Source organism: Paenibacillus sp. W2I17 (genome assembly GCF_030815985.1).
GTDB lineage: Bacteria > Bacillota > Bacilli > Paenibacillales > Paenibacillaceae > Paenibacillus.
Map to the genome: position 1 here is coordinate 4984383 of NZ_JAUSXM010000001.1, position 19953 is coordinate 5004335.

General features: G+C 48.4%; 20 protein-coding genes. 10 read left to right on the top strand and 10 right to left on the bottom strand.

The window, feature by feature from the left end; translation table 11 throughout:
• Positions 1 to 155: 155 nt before the first annotated feature.
• The 4 genes from gntK to QF041_RS22390 form a co-directional block, all read right to left on the bottom strand.
• Positions 156 to 1706: a gluconokinase gene (gene gntK / locus QF041_RS22375; RefSeq protein WP_307415725.1), complete on the bottom strand. Its 1551-nt coding sequence runs from the start codon at positions 1704 to 1706 to the stop codon at positions 156 to 158.
• A 266-nt stretch (positions 1707 to 1972) separates the two neighbouring features.
• The gene (locus QF041_RS22380; protein WP_036612996.1) at positions 1973 to 2800 is read right to left on the bottom strand and encodes a carbohydrate ABC transporter permease; all 828 of its coding nucleotides are present in this window, start codon (positions 2798 to 2800) and stop codon (positions 1973 to 1975) included.
• A gap of 20 nt (positions 2801 to 2820) precedes the next feature.
• On the bottom strand, positions 2821 to 3687 hold the full coding sequence (locus QF041_RS22385) for a carbohydrate ABC transporter permease (RefSeq protein WP_062837111.1): 867 nt from the start codon (positions 3685 to 3687) through the stop codon (positions 2821 to 2823).
• Between the two features lie 128 nt (positions 3688 to 3815).
• Positions 3816 to 5090, bottom strand: coding sequence for an ABC transporter substrate-binding protein (locus QF041_RS22390; RefSeq protein ID WP_307415726.1), 1275 nt, complete (start codon positions 5088 to 5090; stop codon positions 3816 to 3818).
• A 323-nt stretch (positions 5091 to 5413) separates the two neighbouring features.
• Between QF041_RS22390 and QF041_RS22395 the strand changes: the two genes are divergently transcribed.
• The 5 genes from QF041_RS22395 (at position 5414) to QF041_RS22415 (ending at position 11706) form a co-directional block, all read left to right on the top strand.
• Entirely contained in the window at positions 5414 to 6181 is a 768-nt protein-coding gene (locus tag QF041_RS22395) for a GTP cyclohydrolase II (protein WP_076329272.1), read from the top strand.
• A 192-nt stretch (positions 6182 to 6373) separates the two neighbouring features.
• The gene (locus tag QF041_RS22400; RefSeq protein ID WP_307415727.1) at positions 6374 to 6943 is read left to right on the top strand and encodes a glycerol-3-phosphate responsive antiterminator; all 570 of its coding nucleotides are present in this window, start codon (positions 6374 to 6376) and stop codon (positions 6941 to 6943) included.
• 28 nt (positions 6944 to 6971) lie between these two features.
• A complete protein-coding gene (glpK, locus tag QF041_RS22405; RefSeq protein ID WP_307415728.1) occupies positions 6972 to 8459 on the top strand; it encodes a glycerol kinase GlpK in 1488 nt (495 codons plus the stop codon).
• 515 nt (positions 8460 to 8974) lie between these two features.
• Positions 8975 to 10633, top strand: coding sequence for a glycerol-3-phosphate dehydrogenase/oxidase (locus QF041_RS22410; protein ID WP_307415729.1), 1659 nt, complete (start codon positions 8975 to 8977; stop codon positions 10631 to 10633).
• Positions 10634 to 10701: 68 nt separating this feature from the next.
• Entirely contained in the window at positions 10702 to 11706 is a 1005-nt protein-coding gene (locus tag QF041_RS22415; protein ID WP_307415730.1) for a Gfo/Idh/MocA family protein, read from the top strand.
• A 104-nt stretch (positions 11707 to 11810) separates the two neighbouring features.
• Here QF041_RS22415 and QF041_RS22420 read toward each other — a convergent pair whose 3' ends face one another.
• The gene (locus tag QF041_RS22420) at positions 11811 to 12110 is read right to left on the bottom strand and encodes a winged helix-turn-helix transcriptional regulator (RefSeq protein WP_026081419.1); all 300 of its coding nucleotides are present in this window, start codon (positions 12108 to 12110) and stop codon (positions 11811 to 11813) included.
• Between the two features lie 424 nt (positions 12111 to 12534).
• On the opposite strand from QF041_RS22420, the gene QF041_RS22425 reads away from it, so the two are divergent.
• Complete coding sequence (locus QF041_RS22425) at positions 12535 to 12915, top strand: DoxX family protein (protein WP_237177222.1); 381 nt, start codon at positions 12535 to 12537, stop codon at positions 12913 to 12915.
• A 125-nt stretch (positions 12916 to 13040) separates the two neighbouring features.
• On the opposite strand, the gene QF041_RS22430 is transcribed toward QF041_RS22425, so the two are convergent.
• From QF041_RS22430 to QF041_RS22450, 5 genes are all read right to left on the bottom strand, one after another.
• Entirely contained in the window at positions 13041 to 13880 is an 840-nt protein-coding gene (locus QF041_RS22430) for a DNA alkylation repair protein (RefSeq protein WP_307415731.1), read from the bottom strand.
• A gap of 77 nt (positions 13881 to 13957) precedes the next feature.
• Positions 13958 to 14653: a Crp/Fnr family transcriptional regulator gene (locus QF041_RS22435; protein ID WP_307415732.1), complete on the bottom strand. Its 696-nt coding sequence runs from the start codon at positions 14651 to 14653 to the stop codon at positions 13958 to 13960.
• Between the two features lie 127 nt (positions 14654 to 14780).
• Positions 14781 to 15299: an AbrB/MazE/SpoVT family DNA-binding domain-containing protein gene (locus QF041_RS22440; RefSeq protein WP_047840820.1), complete on the bottom strand. Its 519-nt coding sequence runs from the start codon at positions 15297 to 15299 to the stop codon at positions 14781 to 14783.
• 106 nt (positions 15300 to 15405) lie between these two features.
• A complete protein-coding gene (locus QF041_RS22445) occupies positions 15406 to 16086 on the bottom strand; it encodes an LrgB family protein (protein ID WP_047840819.1) in 681 nt (226 codons plus the stop codon).
• Positions 16083 to 16454, bottom strand: coding sequence for a CidA/LrgA family protein (locus tag QF041_RS22450; protein WP_017691758.1), 372 nt, complete (start codon positions 16452 to 16454; stop codon positions 16083 to 16085). Before QF041_RS22450 ends, QF041_RS22445 begins: the two co-directional genes overlap by 4 nt.
• Before the next feature lie 163 nt (positions 16455 to 16617).
• Here QF041_RS22450 and cidR point away from each other — a divergent pair, with 163 nt between their 5' ends.
• From cidR to QF041_RS22470, 4 genes are all read left to right on the top strand, one after another.
• On the top strand, positions 16618 to 17502 hold the full coding sequence (gene cidR / locus QF041_RS22455) for a cidABC operon transcriptional activator CidR (RefSeq protein WP_047840818.1): 885 nt from the start codon (positions 16618 to 16620) through the stop codon (positions 17500 to 17502).
• A gap of 112 nt (positions 17503 to 17614) precedes the next feature.
• Positions 17615 to 18472, top strand: coding sequence for a carbon-nitrogen hydrolase family protein (locus QF041_RS22460; RefSeq protein ID WP_307415734.1), 858 nt, complete (start codon positions 17615 to 17617; stop codon positions 18470 to 18472).
• 73 nt (positions 18473 to 18545) lie between these two features.
• Positions 18546 to 19220, top strand: a complete 675-nt coding sequence (locus QF041_RS22465; RefSeq protein WP_307415736.1) for a GNAT family N-acetyltransferase — start codon at positions 18546 to 18548, stop codon at positions 19218 to 19220.
• A gap of 46 nt (positions 19221 to 19266) precedes the next feature.
• Positions 19267 to 19938 (top strand): GNAT family N-acetyltransferase, encoded by a 672-nt coding sequence (locus tag QF041_RS22470; protein WP_307415737.1) that lies wholly within the window; start codon positions 19267 to 19269, stop codon positions 19936 to 19938.
• The last annotated feature ends 15 nt before the right edge of the window (positions 19939 to 19953 follow it).

Here is a 19953-nt window from a genome sequence, read left to right on the forward strand (position 1 = left end):
CCGTCCGTTAACGGGTGTCCACTTTTTATTCTAGCTCCACCAGGTTCGTTAGATTTTGAAAACATGCTAAAAGCTTCAAATAAGACGTCTACGATTCGTTAGCCTATTCCGGTTCGACTTTTTGAATCTCCGACGTGAAACATCCCACGCCTTCCCTACCCCTGCATCGTCTTATTCTGAAAAGCAGCGATATCCGCATACTCCTCTTCAAACTTACGGGAGATGCGGATGAAGATCGGTAGCAGTTCTCGGTAGACGCGGACACTCTCCGGGTCAGGCTGGTGACGATGTGTTGATCCGATCATGCCGGAGACGGCGCTCAGGGAATCGATGCGGCCAAGGGCGTACAAGCCCAGTACGGCTGCGCCGAGACAGGAGCTTTCGATACTTTCAGGAATGATAACATCCTGATCGAAAATATCGGCCATCATCTGACGCCACAACTCAGAGCGGGCGAAGCCGCCTGTGGCTTGGATTTTTTTCGGCCGACCAATCTTTTCTTCAATCGCCAGCATGACCGTGTACAGGTTAAACAACACACCCTCAAGTGCAGCGCGAATCATATGTTCCTTCTTATGGTGCAGCGTCAGGCCGAAGAACGAGCCGCGTGCGTTCGGATTCCAGAGCGGAGCCCGCTCACCTGTCATGTACGGATGGAACAAGAGACCTTCCGAACCGGGAGGTACATTTTCGGCAACACGAGTGAGCACTTCATATGGATCGATGCCAAGTCGCTTGGCCGTTTCCACCTCGGAAGCCGCAAACTCGTCCCGAATCCAGCGGAAAATAACACCGCCGTTGTTCACTGGTCCACCAATCACCCAGGCATCCTCCGTGAGCGCATAACAGAAGAAACGTCCTTTTGGATCGGTCACCGGTTTGTCTACGACTGTACGAATTGCTCCACTGGTACCAATGGTTACGGCCACGACGCCTGGATCAATGGCGTTCACGCCCAGATTGGAGAGCACACCATCACTGGCCCCGATGACAAACGGTGTGGTGACCGCAATGCCCATCTCCTTGGCGTACTCCGGGTGCAATCCATGTTTCAGCACATGTGTGGTCGGTACCAATCGGGACAGATGTTCCGGGGTAATGCCCGCCACATGGAGCGCTTCTGCATCCCAGTCGAGTTTTTCCAGATTCATGAGTCCGGTGGCTGAGGCCATCGAGTGATCAATGACGTATTCAGAAAATAATTTGTAGAAGACATATTCTTTCATGGATATGAATTTGTATGTCTGTCTGAAAAGTTCTGGTTGATCCCGGGTGAGCCACATGATCTTGGTGAGTGGGGACATCGGATGAATCGGCGTACCTGTTCTCAGATAGATTTCGTGACCATTCATCTCCGATTTGAGTGATTCGGTCCACTCGGCACTACGATTATCTGCCCAAGTCATGGCCCGCATCAGCGGTTTGCCGCGTTGATCGACAGGCAGAATACTGTGCATGGCCGAACTGAACGATACAAACAGGATATCCTCTGGCTTCACTCCCGCTTTGGAAGTGGCCTGTTTAACTGACTCGATGACTGCTTTGAAAATATCTTCCGCATCCTGCTCCGCAATCGCAGGTGTGGGGGTGTGTAGCGGATAATCGGCACTGCCTTGAGCCACAATGGTTCCGTTCTGTTCGAACAAGACGGCCTTGGTGGAGGTCGTGCCGATATCTACGCCGATCATATAGGGTGAAGAAGCCATTTTGTCATCCCTCTTTCTTGAATATATAAGTGAAATGAATGCTGTTACACGTTAACACTTCGGGTACAGAAAGCCTTCCGATCGCGTAAATGCGAAGCATATGCTTTCGAAGTAGCTTTCCTCTGGAAAGCTTTTAACTCCATTTCTTCAGGCCCTTTCTGTCCCCTCCGCGCACGTGGCGCTATTCATCCAACTTATATGGCATCTGTTATTTCATATATAGATAAGAATATCAGACTTAAGGGATGGATCAAAATGCCACAATCTTAGTCCTTCACTGCCCCTGCCGCGATATCCGAGATAAACTGTCGGCTGATGAACAGGAACATAACGATGAGCGGAATGACGGCAAGCAACGTACCCGCGATAACCATGGCATAGTCTGTGTTATACAGTCCGTTTAATTGAGACAACGCAATCTGCAACGTATATTTGCGTTCATCCGTCAGGACGATCAAAGGCCACAGATAATCATTCCATACGCCGATGAAGGTGAACGCGCCGAGGAAAGCAAAGGCAGGTCGCAGAATAGGCAGCGCTACGTTCCAATAGAGTCGGAAGAAATTACAGCCGTCGATGCGGCCCGCATCCAGCAGATCGTTCGGAATTGACTCCGTGGCATATTGGCGAATCCAGAAGATACCGAAGGCGTTCACCATGCCGGGAATAATAAGGGCTTTGAAGGAACCGACCCAGCCGAACGTAGCCATCAGTACGAAGGAAGGCACCAGCGACAGCTGCGAAGGTACCATCATGGTGGCGAGCAGCAGGATGAAGAGCCACTTTTTGCCGGGAAATTCAAACTTCGCAAACGCAAACCCCGCCAGTGAGTCAAAAAACAGCACAAGAATCGTTACGAGGCCTGACACAAACAACGTATTTAGAAAAGCTCCCCAGAAATCAATCTGCTGCAACACCCGCGTGATGTTATTCCACAGTTCACCCCCGAACCAGAGCTGGGGCGGAAACTTGTAGATATCAGACGTTGTCCGGGTGGACATTACAATCAGCCAATAGAACGGGAACATGGATATGAGCATGCCCCCGATAAGACCGGTATACAACACCAGCGATTTGAGGTGTTTGGTCGCCATGTGCGCTCCCCCTTATCACATCAGGATGATTTGCCTTGAACAAGCTTCCAGTTCACAATCGAGAACAGGGCGATAATAAGGAACATGCCCCAACCAACGGCAGCGCCATATCCGAAGTAATTGTTAATGAAGGATTCACGGTAGAGGTACAATACAATCGTCATGCCTGCTGCACCTGCGCCACCATCATTACCTACCAATACTTGTGGCTCAGTGAACAGCTGCATACCGCCAATCGTTGATGTAATGACCGTAAACAGGATCACAGGACGCAGCATCGGAATTGTAATTCGGAAAAACGACTGTATCGCTGATGCGCCGTCAATCTTGGCTGCTTCGTATAATGTCTGCGGGATACTCTGTAATCCGGCCAGATAGATGACGGCGTTATATCCGGTCCAGCGCCAGACTACCATGGAGGAGATTGCGACTTTAATGCCCCATGGTGCATTAAGCCACTCCACAACCGGTAGCCCGACCGACTGTAACAGATAATTGAGAAATCCATAATTGTTGGCAAATAAGGCACCGAAGATAATGGCTACCGCCACGATGGACGTAACGTTTGGCAGGAAATAACCGACCCGAAATAATGTACGGAACTTCACAAATGGTGCATGCAGCAGAAATGCAATAATCAGGGCGAAGAAGAGCATCGGAATCGTCGAATAGATCCAGATCATGAACGTGTTACCTACGGCTTGCCAGAACTCGGCATCGGTCAGCATGTATTTGAAATTGTTGAGTCCGTTGTACGTCATGACACCGATGCCATCCCATTTATGAAAAGCCAGATAGAGTGAGAATCCGATCGGGAACAGGCCAAATACCGCAAACAGAATATAAAACGGCGATATCGCAACATAAAGTGCACGATGCTCCCACATTCTCGCCCATAGTGACTTCTGCCGATCCAGATCAGGTCTTGCATTTCCGGGATCGGGAGTAAGACGAGGTTCAGTTACAGCCATATGAATTCCTCCTTTGCGGATAACGAAACCACACGTTCTTCAGGTTAACGCTGCAATTCCCGCTCGACGCGGTGTACCGTATCCGTCCAGACCTGCTGTGGATCGGCATTTTGCTTCGCGACATCATTCAGCCGCCGGGTGATAATGTTGTGTACGGAGGGGTATCTTTCTCCAAAAAAAGCATCCGGCACTTGCTGTGCCGATTCGGCAAATACTGGTCCTGTCGCCTGTCCACCGAAGAAAGGTTCTTTTTCTTTCATGGCAGGATCATCAAACACACCTGGTGCAGAAGGGAACAGGTTCAATGTCTGATATTGCTCCAGTTGATTTTCGGGACTTTGCAGCCAGCGAACCAGTTCGAAGGCTTCCTGAGGATGTTCACTCGACTTCAGGATGGACAGGAATGATCCTCCGTTATTGCCATCTCCCCCCGGTGCCCGAGCGACCCGCCACTTCCCGGATGTATCCGGAGCGGCTTCCTGAAGAACTTGTTTCATCCAGACAGCACCTACAAAAGAGGCGATTTCACCATTATTCATCGCGGCGTTCCAGCCCGGAGTCCAGCCATCTGCATTGGCAAGTAGTCCCTTCTCTTTGAAAGCAACGGCCGTATCCCAGCTCTTGCCCACAATAGGGGAATCCATGCCGATAAAGGACCCGTCCGGCCGGAAATAACGCTCCGCAGACTGCGATATGACTTGGTTGTAAACGGTTGCAATATTGTCGGTTAGAAAAACCTTGCCTCCGAATTTTTCCTTGAGCTGTTCTCCGGCAGCAGCATATGCATCCCAGCTGTTGATCTGGCGTGTAACGTCCTCGGGATCAGATGGCAATCCGGCTTCCTTGAACAGATCTTCTCGGTAGAAGAGGGCTGTTGGCCCTGTATCCATCGGGAAACCGATCATCTGTCCGCTTGGCGTAACGCCTTGCTTCCATTTCCACGGCAGATACTGGTCTTCAATATCTCCAGCACCGAGATCATACAGATTATAGAAACGGTCCTCACTGGGGAATAGCTCCATGATCCAGTCGTTCAATGCCACAATGTCTGGTTCACCTGAGCGTGCAGCGAGTGTTGTTTTGAGCTTTGCTTTGAAATCACCGCCGATTTTCTGAGCTGTCAGTTCGATATTGGGGAACTTTTCCTTAGCCCTGGCAATCAACTTATCGTCGATGGAACGATTCCAGTACCATAATGTAAGCGCTACCTTTTTATTGCTCGCTGAATCGTCCTGTCCGGGCCAGATGGAGCATCCGCTTATGAGCAGGACGCAGACCATCAGTATGGCTGTCCAGCATGTTCTTTTCCGGCGGATCATGTGTATTACCCCCTCATCATTAAGTTCGAGGCATGAAGTGCTTTGGACTACAACATTAGTGTATGAGCAGTTTATAAACTCATACCCAATATTCCTGAAATGAAACACATATTTGTGTCGATTGCGTAACATAAATTGGGTAGTTACTTTAAAAATAAAAGTTACTTGACACATTATAATTTTTATTCTAAACTAACTTACATAAAGTAACTAATGATGATGAGAATAATATAGATACGTACTATATAACATCCAAGTGATCCAATTTCATGCTGGATGCGAATCAATCAACAGACAAGTTGGCCTAAACAGGAGGAACGACAATGATCAATTCACATATTATTCAACTGCTTGCCCCCAAAATTCAGACTTTTCCGAGTGGAAAAGAGTTCATATACCTGGTGGGGCCAATCAAACTCCCGGTTAACCTCGATGGGGAGACCAAGACATTCCAGTGGTATAGCTGGATGAAGTCAGACAAAGCAATGGAGAGCGGCGAGTTAATTGAATCTCTTGCTGAAGCTGAACTGGCAGAGCGTCAACAATCCAGTGTTCTGGTGTATGGTGACTTTGCCGACGCACAAGAAGCGCTGATTCGGATGCATAGCATCTGTCATACAGGCGACATCTTTGGCAGTAAACGCTGTGATTGCGGCTTCCAATTGGAGCAATCCATGAAAATGATCGCCGCTCATGGAGCGGGTGCACTGTTCTATCTTGCGAACCATGAGGGACGTGGCATTGGTCTGTTCAGCAAAGCCATGGCGTACATTTTGCAAGAAGAAGGTCTGGATACGGTAGATGCAAACTTGCAACTCGGATTCACAGACGATGCCCGCAATTATGACGATGCGATTGCCGTATTGCGTGCGCTTCGCTCCGCACCGGTTACATTGATCACCAACAATCCACGGAAGCTCGCTGCTTTGCAGGAAGCGGGATTGAATGTGGGCGGACGTGTGCCACTATGGGGAGATCGCTCTGCTTTCAACGAGAAATATCTGCAAACGAAAGTGAACCGTTCCGGTCATTTGGCAGAAAGTGATGGTTGGGCCGGGGCAGAGACGCTGCTTCCGCATGCGCAGGCTTAATCATTATTTATAGACGTATACGAATAGATGGCTAGCCGTTGATGTACTCTCTGTTATGGAGAAGTACAACAGCGGCTTTTTGCTATGGATGATAGGGTAGCGATCAGGTTTTCCTGATTCACGGAATGGCTTGCCGTTCCCGCAGTGCGGATTATACAATATAGTCATCTGATGAATGCGGGAGGAACCAAGGTGCCATTTGAGGGACAACGTATATTGCCGGCTGCAAAGAGCATGAAGCAGTTTGAAGCGATGATTGAAGGCCCTTATACCTATGGGGTGATGCTGGAAACGCATATTGCACAGCTTCAGAGTGTAATGGACGAGGGTCGGCGGTACGACAAAAAGATACTTTTGCATGCAGATCTGGTCCAAGGATTGAAGAATGATGAGTATGCGGCAGAGTATCTGTGTCAGCACATTCGCCCGGCAGGACTGATCTCTACGCGAGCGAGTGTCATTCAGAAGGCGAAGCAGAAAGGCATTACAGCGATTCAACGTATTTTTCTGCTGGATACCCATGCACTGGAGAAAAGTTATCTGCTGCTGGCCAAAACCCAACCTGATTATATTGAAGTATTACCTGGCGTCATTCCGCATATTATTGCGGAAGTATCTGTGCGTACAGGGATACCCATTATTGCAGGGGGATTGATCCGTTCACCGGAAGAGGTTGAACTTGCGCTTGGCGTCGGGGCTACGGCAGTGACCACATCCAACGCAGATCTGATCCGACACTTCGAGAAATCGCTTACACCTTAAAAAGAACCCACAACAGGAGGTTGGCTGTATGGAAAAATATATATTGGCTCTGGATCAGGGAACAACAAGCTCCCGAGCTATTCTATTTAACCGTGGCGGGGAGATTGTGCACATTGCACAGCAGGAATTCCCTCAATATTTCCCCAAACCGGGCTGGGTAGAGCAGAATGCCAACGAAATCTGGAGTTCCATTCTTGCCGTGATGGCTTCATGTCTGGCAGAGAGCGGAATCAAACCTATTCAGATTGCCGGAATTGGAATTACGAATCAACGTGAGACCGTTGTGGTATGGGACAAAGAAACAGGCAGACCCATCTATAATGCAGTGGTATGGCAATCCAGACAGACCGCAGATATCTGTGAAGAATTGAAGACGCAGGGTCTCGGGGACCTTTTCCGCCGTAAAACAGGATTACTGATCGATCCCTACTTCTCGGGAACAAAGGTGAAGTGGATTCTGGATCATGTCCCTGGTGCCCGGGAGCGGGCAGAGAAGGGTGAATTGCTATTTGGCACGATTGATAGCTGGCTGATCTGGAAACTGAGCGGGGGTACACATGTCACGGATATATCCAATGCCTCACGTACTTTGATCTATAACATCTATGATCTGCAATGGGATGACGAATTGCTGGATATCCTCGACATTCCTAAGGCTATGTTGCCAGAAGTGCGAGGTTCATCCGAGGTGTATGCACACACAACAGACTATCATTTCTTCGGTCATCGGATTCCGATTGCGGGAGCAGCAGGAGATCAACAGGCAGCGATGTTTGGTCAGGGCTGTTACACCAAGGGTAGTATGAAAAATACATATGGTACCGGTTGTTTCATGCTTATGAATACGGGAGAGAACCCGGTACAATCCAATCACGGACTGATTACCACGATTGCCTGGGGGATGAACGGCAAGGTTGAATATGCCCTCGAAGGCAGCATTTTTGTTGCAGGTTCAGCGGTTCAGTGGCTGCGTGATGGATTAAGAATGCTTCGCTCTTCAAAAGATAGCGAGGATTACGCCACACGCGTGCTTTCGACAGACGGCGTTTATATGGTACCTGCATTTGTGGGACTGGGCAGTCCGTATTGGGATAGTGAGGTTAAGGGTGCGGTGTTTGGCCTGACCCGAGGCACGACAAAGGAACACTTTATCCGTGCTACGCTTGAGGCGTTGGCGTATCAGACCAAAGATGTACTGGAGGCAATGGAATCCGACTCGGGTATTCCCGTGCATGCTCTGCGTGTGGATGGCGGGGCGGCGGCCAATGATTTTCTCATGCAGTTCCAGAGTGATATTCTGGGCATTCCTGTCGAACGCCCAACGGTGAACGAAACGACTGCATTGGGTGCGGCTTATCTGGCAGGATTGGCGGTTGGATATTGGACGAGTGCGGATGAATTGACGGATCATGAAAATACCGAACGTGTCTTCCAGCCTGTTATGGCTGAGCAACAACGAACAGAACTGTATGCAGGCTGGAAGCGTGCAGTGAACGCAGCAATGGCTTTTAAATAAGCATTTTGCATAAATCACCTGAGCGTCTTCCAATCAGCAAAATATAGATCGAAATGATTTTGTTCGTCTATATTTTGTACCCGTGAGCGGAATGATTCGAATTATGAAAAATGCTAAATAAAAGAAATGAATATTTCTTGGTGTGGGTATTTGTACTTTTTAACTAAACATATGTTATAAATGATATTTACTGGTGGAAAATGATGCATGATTTACAGGGTTATTCTTCCTGGAGGGGGCAAAATATATACCCACTATAAGGAAAAAAACAAGGTTAGTGGATTCATTTGAAATTCCATCCTTTGGCAGAACAACTTTTTGAATTTTTTTTGAATAATGTGTCATTTCAGGACTTCACGCCGTCAAAAATCTGTGATAGGATAAAGGCACAAGTTAAAAAATGATGTCTGGAGATCGGGAGGGACCACGTGCCGCTCAGCAATTGCTGAGCGAATGACGTGGTCCTTTTTTTGTTTTTTACGGAAATATTAAGGGGATAAATGGGAGGTTCAAGAATGACAGAAACGTTCTCGTCAGCACACCGGACCGAATATTTGCAAAATATGGCGAATGCACATTTTGACGTATTAATTATTGGCGGCGGGATTACAGGCGCAGGGATTGCATTGGACGCGGCTTCCCGTGGATTGAAGACAGCGCTTGTAGAAATGCAGGATTTTGCAGCAGGTACATCCAGTCGTTCGACCAAGCTTGTCCATGGCGGATTACGTTATTTGAAGCAATATGAAGTGAAGATGGTTGCTGAGGTAGGACGGGAGCGGGCTGTAGTTTATGAGAATGGGCCACATGTGACCACACCGGAACCGATGTTGTTACCGATCTATACGGCTGGCACGTTCGGCCGCTTCAGCACATCCATTGGACTGATGGTGTATGACCGGCTCGCCGGGGTGAAGCGCAGTGAACGGCGCCAAATGTTGAATGCTGGAGCGGTGTCAGACAGTGAACCTTTATTACGCAAACAGGGGTTGTTGGGTGGTGGACTCTATGTGGAGTACCGGACTGATGATGCCAGGCTCACCATAGAAGTTATGAAAGAAGCTGTCAAACGTGGGGCACAGGCAGTGAACTACGTTAAGGCGAAAGGTTTCCTGAAGGAAAATGGCAAGATCACAGGTATTGAAGCTATGGATCAGATCGGTGGTCAGACCTATACGCTGAAAGCAAGCAAGGTGATCAACGCTTCCGGTCCATGGGTGGACGGTCTGCGGGAATTGGACGGTTCGCGCCAGGGGAAAACGCTGCAGATGACCAAAGGCATTCATTTGGTCTTTGATGGTGAACGATTCCCATTAAGACAGGCCGTCTATTTTGATACACCAGATGGTCGAATGGTGTTTGCTGTCCCGCGTGATGGCAAAACCTATGTGGGGACAACCGACACCGTATATCAGGACGATCCTGCACACCCCCAAATTTCCGACTCCGACCGTGATTATGTCATTAATGCAGTCAATGGCATGTTTCCAGATGTACGGATTGGTACCGAGGATGTGGAATCTGGATGGGCGGGTGTACGACCACTAATTCATGAGGAAGGTAAGAATCCTTCCGAAATTTCACGTAAAGATGAAGTCTGGGTATCCGATTCCAACCTGATTACGATTGCCGGGGGCAAATTAACCGGATACCGTAAAATGGCCGAGATGGTCGTTGATCTCGTCGCACGCCAGATGGAGCAGGAGAGTGGGCATTCCATAGGCCCTTGTGTAACGAAAAAGATGCCCATCTCCGGCGGTGATGTAGGGGGATCGGCTGGATTTGTATCGTATGCGGAGCGCAAGATCAAGGACGGTGTTGCCCTCGGGCTTGCCCGACCTGCTGCGGAGCGGCTGGTTCGCACGTATGGTTCCAATGTGGAGGCACTGTATGAGCGAATGCCCGATCCACGAACCAAGTCCGAGCTTCATGGCATGCCACAGGAGCTATTGCTGATGCTGCGTTACGCGATTGATGAAGAGATGGCTGTAACCCCGTCTGACTTTTTGGTACGAAGGACAGGTGATTTATTCTTCCGTATTGATGAAGTTCGTCGCTATAAAGCAGCGGTTATCTCATACATGGCAGGTTGTTTGAACTGGTCTGAAGAGCAAGAGGTTAAACATACACAGGAACTGGATCAGCTGCTGCTGGAAGCATCCGGCAAAATCTGAGGCAGGATTTCAAGATCGAGAGTCGAATGGAACATGTAAGCGTGTAACATAGAGAGGGGATTACATCCATGACATTACAGATCGGAATCATTGGAACAGGCTGGTTCAGTAAGGTACACGCGGATATTCTCGCACGGATGGAAGGTGTTCGTGTTGCGAGTGTCTGTGGAACATCGCTCGAAAAGGCAGAGGCTATGGCCTCCGTTTATGATGCTGTTGGTTACGGGGAACTTGAACATATGCTGGATGGTGAGAAGCTGGATGCGGTGTATATCTGTGTGCCTCCGATGTCTCACGGGTCGATTGAGTCCGAATTAATCCGACGCGATATTCCATTCCTGGTGGAGAAACCGCTGAGTACCGGAATGGATGTTCCGCGTCAGGTGTTGGATCAGGTACAAAAGAGCGGATTGTTAACCTCTGTAGGATACCATTTCCGTTATCAGGAGGCCGCGCAGGTCCTGCAGCAAGCGATGAAAGAACAGACGGTCGGCATGGCTCTTGGTCGCTGGATGGGCGGAATGCCAGGGGTCGCCTGGTGGCGGCGTCAGGACGGTTCAGGAGGACAATTCGTAGAGCAGACTACACATATTGTAGACTTGCTTCGGTATTGTGCAGGAGAAGTTACGGAGGTATATGCTGTAGCAGCTCAGCGAAGCATGCATGAGAAGCATGAGCATGTGACCGTTGCCGATGTGGCAAATGTGACGCTCAAGTTGGAAAGTGGAGCGATTGCCAGTATCGCCAATACATGTCTGTTGCCAGACGGAGAGGGCGGCGCAGGACTCCAGTTCTACACGGATGCAGGTGTGTGGGATTGGACGCCAGAACGTTTGCTTCTGCCAAGTGCCGCAAAACATGCGATGGCAGGTCTGGAGATTCCGGCAGGACATAATCCATACGAGCGTGAGAATGAAGCGTTCATTCACGCCCTGCGTACGGGGGACCGTTCACGAATTCTGTCCGATTATGCGGATGCCTGCCGTACACAGGAGATTACGACGGCGGCGCTGGCATCAGCAGATTCCGGTCTGCCTGTACAGCTTCAGCCTTCTAAACATCTCTCTCATTAAAAGGTTGAAGGTAATATAAATACGCCTGAATCAGGGAATGATCCGCAGATCAGCCTGATTCAGGCGTATTTGTGTTGAGTAGAGATTATTGAGCAGCAATTCAACTACTCGGATTTCTGCTGTTTCAACCAGTCAGATGACCAACTGTAGATCTGATCAATGACAGGTTCAATGGCTCTGCCTTTCGGTGTCAATTCATACTCTACACGGGGAGGTATCTCGGGAAACATGTGTCGGGTTACGATACCTTCCGTCTCCATTTCCTTCAATCGCTCCGATAAAAGTCGTCCACTGATCGCCATCTCTGCTTCAAGCTCCGTAAACCGCTTGGGTCCAGACAACAGTTGGTACATGATTAACAGTACCCACTTCTTGCCTATGATGTCTATGGCTTGAGTGATCATACAGGGACTTGGTGATTTTACTTTTTTCAGCTTCAACGTGTTCACCTCGATTCATAATTATTTTCTTCAAAGTTGTATATGAAAGGACATGTTTTCTGCCGCTTTAAGAATATAGGACATCCAAGTAAATGAGGGTTACTACAAAATATACTGTAACATACCTTTTGTATGTATTATACATCATACAGTGAAAAATTACTTGTAGAAATTATATTATTATTATATACTAACTTCACAAAAGTAAGTTGGTGATAAATAATACGTATAATATGAACGCGTACTATTCTGAAAATTGAACTGGGCTGGACGGTTGAAAACAGAGTTACCTTCGGGGGACTTTTACATAGATTCTTTTTTTACTATTTATCGCAAAAATAATCATTACATAGTGGGAACATTCAATTCGCTTTAGGAGGATCTACATATGAACAAGATTTTGGGTTACGTTTTTTTGGTTGTGTTAGCAGGTGTCTTCGTCATGACGGGGTTTAATAAGATTAGTGGAGCAGACATGATGATTCAGACCTTCGAGAGTTTCTCTTATCCGACATGGACCATGTATCTGCTGGGTGCCGTGGAGTTGCTTAGTGCTGTAGGACTGCTGATTCCACGTACTCGCATCTTGGCTTCTGGCATACTGACATTCATTTTGATTGGGGCCGTGGGAAGTCATCTGATCTATGCACAATACGCTGCTGTTCCGTTCCCGGCTGTGTTGTTGGTAGCTAACATCATTGTCCTGGTTGTGGGCATGCGCAGATTGGAAGCGGAAGAAGAAGGCCAGATGGACGCGGTTCAGGCGTAAGTTAAAGATAAGAGGGAACGTTATTGGGCTGTTCATCGTGGAAAAGGTATTCCTGTCAAAAGGAATGTAAACGCGGATGCCTATGCAGAAGATGACCACTGCCAGTGAGCGGTGGTCATCTTTTTTTATGTAAGACTTCGCGTGGCACGTGTAACGATTCGCCGCGTATGTTTGGTATCCGACTGCTGAGTCCAAGTGGCACAGACCTGCCGCACCCACTCTGGATTGGTCTTGCTGGCGTCGTTCAGCCAGTTACTTACCGAATCCTGCACATACTTATGGGCATCGGATTTCACCGCGTCGAGCAAGGGAAGGGCCATGGCGGGGTTTTCTTTTAACTCCTGAATATGCTTGGCCCAGACGCCACGAGGTCTGATTGATTCTATGGCAAAGCGGCGGATCAGTGGATCAGGGTCAACGCTCCATGTGATTAACTGCTGCAGGGCTAAGGATAATTCGGCAGAAATGGACTCCCGTACAGCCATCCAGGCGATTTCTCTTACACCAAAGTGATGATCTGTTGCAAAGGGCCGAATATGCTCCAACTTTTCAGTCAGGTTCAGACCGGAATCCAGCCCAATGATATAAGCCGCCCAGCAGCGAACACTGTCTGAACGATGCTCTGCAATGGAACGAAAGAGATTCGTTTGTTCATTGACTGATGGACGTTTCAACAGATCAAGCCATTGCATGGCTATGGCCGGGATGATTTTCATGATCCGCTGCTCATCCATCTGTGTTAACTGCTCTGTAATTGCTCTGGTTTCGGCATCCATTCCCCATTCATGGGTAACCTTCTGAAAAAGAGAAACGTGATCTACAGCCAGCCATTCGGTCAGATTGACCGATTCGATATGTCCTGCTTGTAGCCAATTGCGGATATGCTCAGGGATTTCCGTTGCTTTACGGGCACCTTTGCGAAGAAAAATGTCTTCAGGGATAAATAGATCTGGCTTAGTATTCAACAGTATATGCCTCCTTGGTTGTATAGCGTCATGCGTTATACAATACAACTGGCTGGAGAACAGGGATGTAAGGCATCTTACAAGTGGGCCGTGATTTTCCGGAGGTTAGCGATTTCGTCACGATGAAGGGAGACTGATTTGAATCCGGTACGAATACGGCCTGCTCTTGCTAACTCTTGCATGACAATCGTAACCGATTCCCGTGTGGCTCCCGCCATCCAGGCAATCTCCTGATGGGTAAGCCCGAGTTGAATCCGGCAGTACTCATCTTCTTCGATCCATCCCATCTGTTCAGCCAGGCGGAAGAGATTATGTATCACCTTTTCATGCAGGTTTCCGAGTGCGAGCGTCTGTGTCAACTCGCTCATTCGTTTGATTCGCTCGCTTAGTACGTTCATCAGTCTCATCATAAATTCCGGATGTTCAATCAGAAACTGTTCAAAACGTTGTTTGTCCATCAGGCAAATATCACACTCCTCCATCGTTTCGATATAAACGGCACGTGTTCCGAGTGAGATTCCGTTCATTTCTCCAAACACGTTACCTTCCGTCAAAATATCGAGAGTGAACTGCTTGCCCTCCGGATTTAATGTATATAAACGAACCTTTCCCCGTTTTACAAAATAGAAACCTTCAGTAAACGTATCGGGTGTCTGGATCTGTCTGTTTTTGGGTATGGTCGTAATAGAAGTCATCCCATCCATTTCAATCAGGTCTGCCTCGGATAAGGAGGACATGAGGTCGAATTGTGATAAATACAGAATTTTATCCATAGAACTCCTTTCCATTACAATATGAATATAAAAAAAAGAAGAACCCACGAAAAACAACGGGTTCTCTTGCAGCGGGACTTCCTGATCGGAAGGTCTTCTGACTATAAATGATCAAATGCCATTTTGATTATAGTAACTTTTTTAATTGAGAGACGCGTCCTTGGCTGATGCCAAGCTTTTCCGCAATTTGCTGTTGAGCCAAACCGGGATTCTGTTCAACAATTTCTTTCATCTGTTGCAGCATGCGTGCCGTCTTCGGCCGCAGATCCGGGTATTCTTGGTTGTCAGCTGTGGTCCCTTCTTCCCTAGCGGGAGATGAGACTGGGGCGGATTTGGAAGCAGGACGCTCCACGGGTGCAGGAGCCTGTTTGTTCTGAGGTACGAACCAGTCGGGAGAGTCATCCGGGTGTTTTAATTGAATTGCACAAGTCCGGCAGATGAATTGTTCTTTGAAATACATTTCCGTATCTACATCACCGCAAAAAATACATAATGTTGATTTGTACTTTCTTAAAATCAACTCTTTCCCTTCAATGAAAAACTCAAGCGGATCGCCGATATGGATTTCCATCGTATCCCGCATTTCTTTGGGAAGGACAATTCGTCCAAGACGGTCCAGAGATCTCTTCATTCCGGTTCTTTTCATCGCATCTCCCCCGCAATATTCACAATTAAAAACCTGTCCTTATTGTAAGGAAGAAAGGGCTTTAATACAACAATAATATTTCAAAAAAGTGGGATAATGCCATCTATTATGGAAAAATAAGTTTGGAAAGGACGGGTGCAACCGCTAAAGTGAACAATGCAGCGAGCACCATGGAGATGCTGGAGATGGTACCGGTCAGGGAACTCAGTTCAAACGCCTTGGATGTCCCTGTGCCATGGGCACCGGTTCCAAACAGGGTGCCTCGTGCAATCTCCCCATCGATGCGCAGCATTTTGACAATCGAAGGTCCCATAATCACCCCTAGCAAACCGGTCATAATAACAAAAACAGCTGTCACTGCGGGTATGCCACCGATTGTGGCGGATACGTTCATGGCAATGGGTGTTGTAATGGATCTTGGGATCAGACTATGAATGAGACCGGAATCCAGGCGCAACCATTTGGCGAGCAGGGCAGAAGAGAGTACTGCAACGACCGAGCCGGTCATGACACTGAAGACAATCTCGGAAATATGTTTTTTGAGTACATGGAAAAAGGTATAGAGCGGTACAGCAAAAGCCACGGTGGCCGGTTGAAGAAGCAAACTCAGCCATTTGCCGCCACTGCTATAAGTGGCATAATCCGTTCCTGTTGCAAGCAATATGCCAACAACAAGCAGCGGCGTAATGAGCAGTGGAGACAGATATACTTTTGGCAGATTACGATACATTCGTTTGGCGACCCCATAGATACCGACGGTTAACAGCAGGCAGAGAAATCCAATCATCCGGTGTGACGCTCCTTTCGTTTGGCGATTCGTGTAGCCACCAGGCCTGTGCAGGACATGACCAGGAAAGTACTAAGTAGTACGATGAATAAAATCTGCAATCCGTCATGCTCCAGCATGGGCATATAGTTCATAATGCCAACGGCTGACGGGATAAAAAATAACAATAGTTCACCGAGCAACCAGGCAGCTCCAACTTCAATCCAGCGCAGCTTCACGACACGAGTCTGAAGCAGAATGAATAACACAACCATACCGAGTATGGAACCCGGTACAGGAAGATGGAGAGTACGGGCCAACAGGTCCATGAGCAGTGAAAAAACCATTAAGAGCGCAACCTGTGCAATACCAAGGCCCCATTTTTTCACTTCAATCCCTCCTTATATAATCAACGTAATCGTTTGAGTTATTATGAAAATGAATGGAAACGTTGCTTGATATCACAAATTTTACATGGCATTCTTTCATGAGTAAAATGCATATTAAGAATGTTTACTATTCCATTTATCTATGAGAGGTGGGGATCAACCGATGGATATCCGCCATTTGCAATATTTTCTGGAAGTTGCCCGGCAGCAGAGCTTCACAAAAGCCGCCGAAGTACTGTATATCACCCAGCCTACGATCAGCAAGACGGTCAAGAGTCTTGAAGAGGAATTGGGTATCACGTTGTTGGACCGTTATGGCAAAAAAGTGGAATTAACCGATGCAGGTCATGTGTTTTTTCGGCAGGCACTGGAGATTGAAAAATCATTCCGCAGTCTGTCGTCCGAATTGGACGATCTGATGAACTTGAAGAAAGGCCATCTGCGGATCGGCTTGCCGCCAATGGTAGGATCAAGCTTTTTCCCCATGATCATTGGTGAATTTCACAAAGCCTACCCGCAGGTGACCATTCAGCTGTTTGAGGATGGAGCCAAAAAAGTGGAGGCCGATGTGATCAGTGGTGCACTGGATATTGGCGTTGCCGTACTGCCAACCGTGGATGAGCTGTTGGATCATTTTGTGTTTGTGAAAGAGAAGCTGAACCTGCTTGTACACCCTTCACATCCACTTGCGGGGAAAGAGTCAGTTGCGCTGCATGAACTGGAAAACGACGCCTTTGTGCTGTTTCGGGAGGATTTTGCGCTGCATGACCGGATTATTGTGGCCTGTCAGCATGCTGGCTTCCAGCCCCGGGTGGTATATGAGAGCTCTCAGTGGGATCTGCTCAGCGCGATGGTTGCCGCCAATCTGGGGGTGGCCTTACTACCGGAGACGATCTGTCGTGAGGTGGACCATATGCGTGTACGCATTATACCCGTGGTGGAACCGGTGATTCCATGGCAGCTCGGCATGATCTGGCGGAAGGACCGCTATCTGTCTTTTGCCACGAGAGAGTGGATCGGATTCACACAGTCAATGCTGGGTGAGTAAGGGAAGCGATCGGAAGGTCGTTCTGACATTGTAATGCTCCGTGTAAATACTCTTTTGTTGACCCCGGATCGTTGTTACAATGGAAGCATAATCATGATGGAGGTGTACGAACATGAAACTGCGGGTATCCGCTGTACAATACCAATTGCACACAATCAGCTCGTTTGAGCAGTTCGCCGCTCAGGCTGAGCATTACATACGGACAGCGAGCGAATATGGAACCGAATTTGTGCTGTTCCCGGAATTTTTCACAACGCAATTAATGTCCATTGGGGACAAACAAGGCAATGCTCTGACAATTGAGGATTTGCCAAACTTTACGGAACAATATGAACAACTGTTCACTTCACTCGCTGCCAAGTACGGCATGCACGTCATCGGGGGAACCCACGTCATTCGCCGTGAAGGGAAGTTGTATAATACAGCCCACATGTTCTACCCAGATGGTCGCATCGCTCGCCAGGACAAGATTCACATTACACCAACCGAAGTCCAGGAATGGAACATGGCTCCCGGAGAGGGACTTGAGGTGTTCGACACCGATAAAGGCCGCATTGCCATGCTGACCTGTTACGATATTGAATTCCCGGAAATTGTACGGATGGCCAAAGCCAAAGGCGCAGACGTAATTTTCTGTCCTTCCTGCACGGACGATCGTCATGGATTCTACCGTGTGCGTTATACGAGTCATGCCCGTGCGGTAGAGAATCAGGTGTATGTTGTGTTAACCGGAACAGTGGGTAACCTGCCGACCTTTGATTTCATGCGTGCCAACTACGGACAGGCTGCAATTATTACGCCGAATGATATCCCGTTCCCGCCACGTGGCATTCTGGCCGAGGGTGAGATTAACAACGATATGATCGTGACCGCCGATCTGGATCTGGACTTGCTGTATGAGGTACGTGAACGTGGATCGGTAACGACCTGGCGTGACCGCCGTACTGATCTGTATACCGATTGGGAGTAGGCAACTACGTTTAAAACCGAAGCAAAACAGAGTTTTGAGTTCATTTGTCAGTGGAAAGGGGTGAACCGGCAACATGTATACCAAAGAAATGCTGATCACCGACCCGGAGCGAAGTGGCAAATGGGTAAAGGCTGTCGTCCGCAATTATGTCGCAGCCGACTTTGAGGAACTCATTCGTATTCAGGCGGAGAGTTTCCCTCCACCTTATCCGGAAGAGCTGCTCTGGAGTCACGAGCAGCTCACCAGTCATGTACAGCATTACCCGGAGGGTGCCATCTGTATTGAAGTGGATGGAGAATTGGCTGGCTCAATGACCTCACTGCGGATGCAGTGGGACCCCGAACATCCAGCAAGTCATACCTGGGCCCAAGTAACGGATGACGGCTATATTCGTAACCACCAGCCGGATGGCAACACGCTGTATATTGTCGATCTCTGTGTTCGTCCAAAGTATCGCAAATGGGGACTGGCTCAGCTTATGATGCAGGCGATGTACCACCTTGTCATCGCTCAGGGGATGGATCGGTTACTAGGTGCTGGCAGAATGCCCGGTTATCATCTGGTTGCAGACCAACTATCTGCGGAGGAATATCTGGATCAGGTAGCAGCGGGAGAGAGGCGTGACCCGGTGATATCGTTCCTGCTTCGCTGTGGCCGCATGCCTGTTGGTGTGACCGCAGACTATCTGGACGATGAGGAATCCTGCAACTATGCTGCCCTGATGGAGTGGCGGAATCCGTTCAAATAAAAAAATATCAAATGAAATACATCATCGATCGAGGAGGCATTAATCCATGGAATTCACGCGTATTACATCTATTAAAGATCCATTGTTTGCCCAAATGCACAAGTTGATGCAGGAGATTTTCCCGCGGGAAGAAGTGCTGGACTTCCCCCTGTGGGAAGAGCCGTTGGAAGATCCGGGTATTCGGGTGTTCGTGGCTGTGCATGAGGGACAGGTTGTTGGAGCGACGGAGTACCGTTATTACGAGGATTGGAACGTGGCCATGACCGACTTTACGATTATTGGGCGTGAAGGTCTGGGGATCGGCAGTTTCCTGGCGAATCACCGCAAGCGTGATCTGCAGAAGCTGGCTGCGGCAAACGGGAAAGAATTGTTCGGTATGTTTGCCGAAATCTATAATCCTTATCTGAGTCAGGATCACGAGTTTGGCGGCATCAAGCCGATGGACCCGTATGTACGTCGTGAAGTATTGTCCCATCTGGGGTACCAGCGTCTGGACTTCCCGTATGTTCATCCATCCTGGCAAGGTGACGGCGAAGCGGTTGGCGGATTGGATCTGTGCTTCATGCCAGGCGATGAGTCGCTTGGTGAACTACCAGCAAGCCTAGTGGCTGATTTCCTGAATCGATATTATACGGTTCTACCGAATAAACCACAAGAATGGCTTGCCATGGTAGAACAATTGACTGCTCGCAAGTCGGTTGCGCTACTGCCGTTGTAAACATATGAACGACCC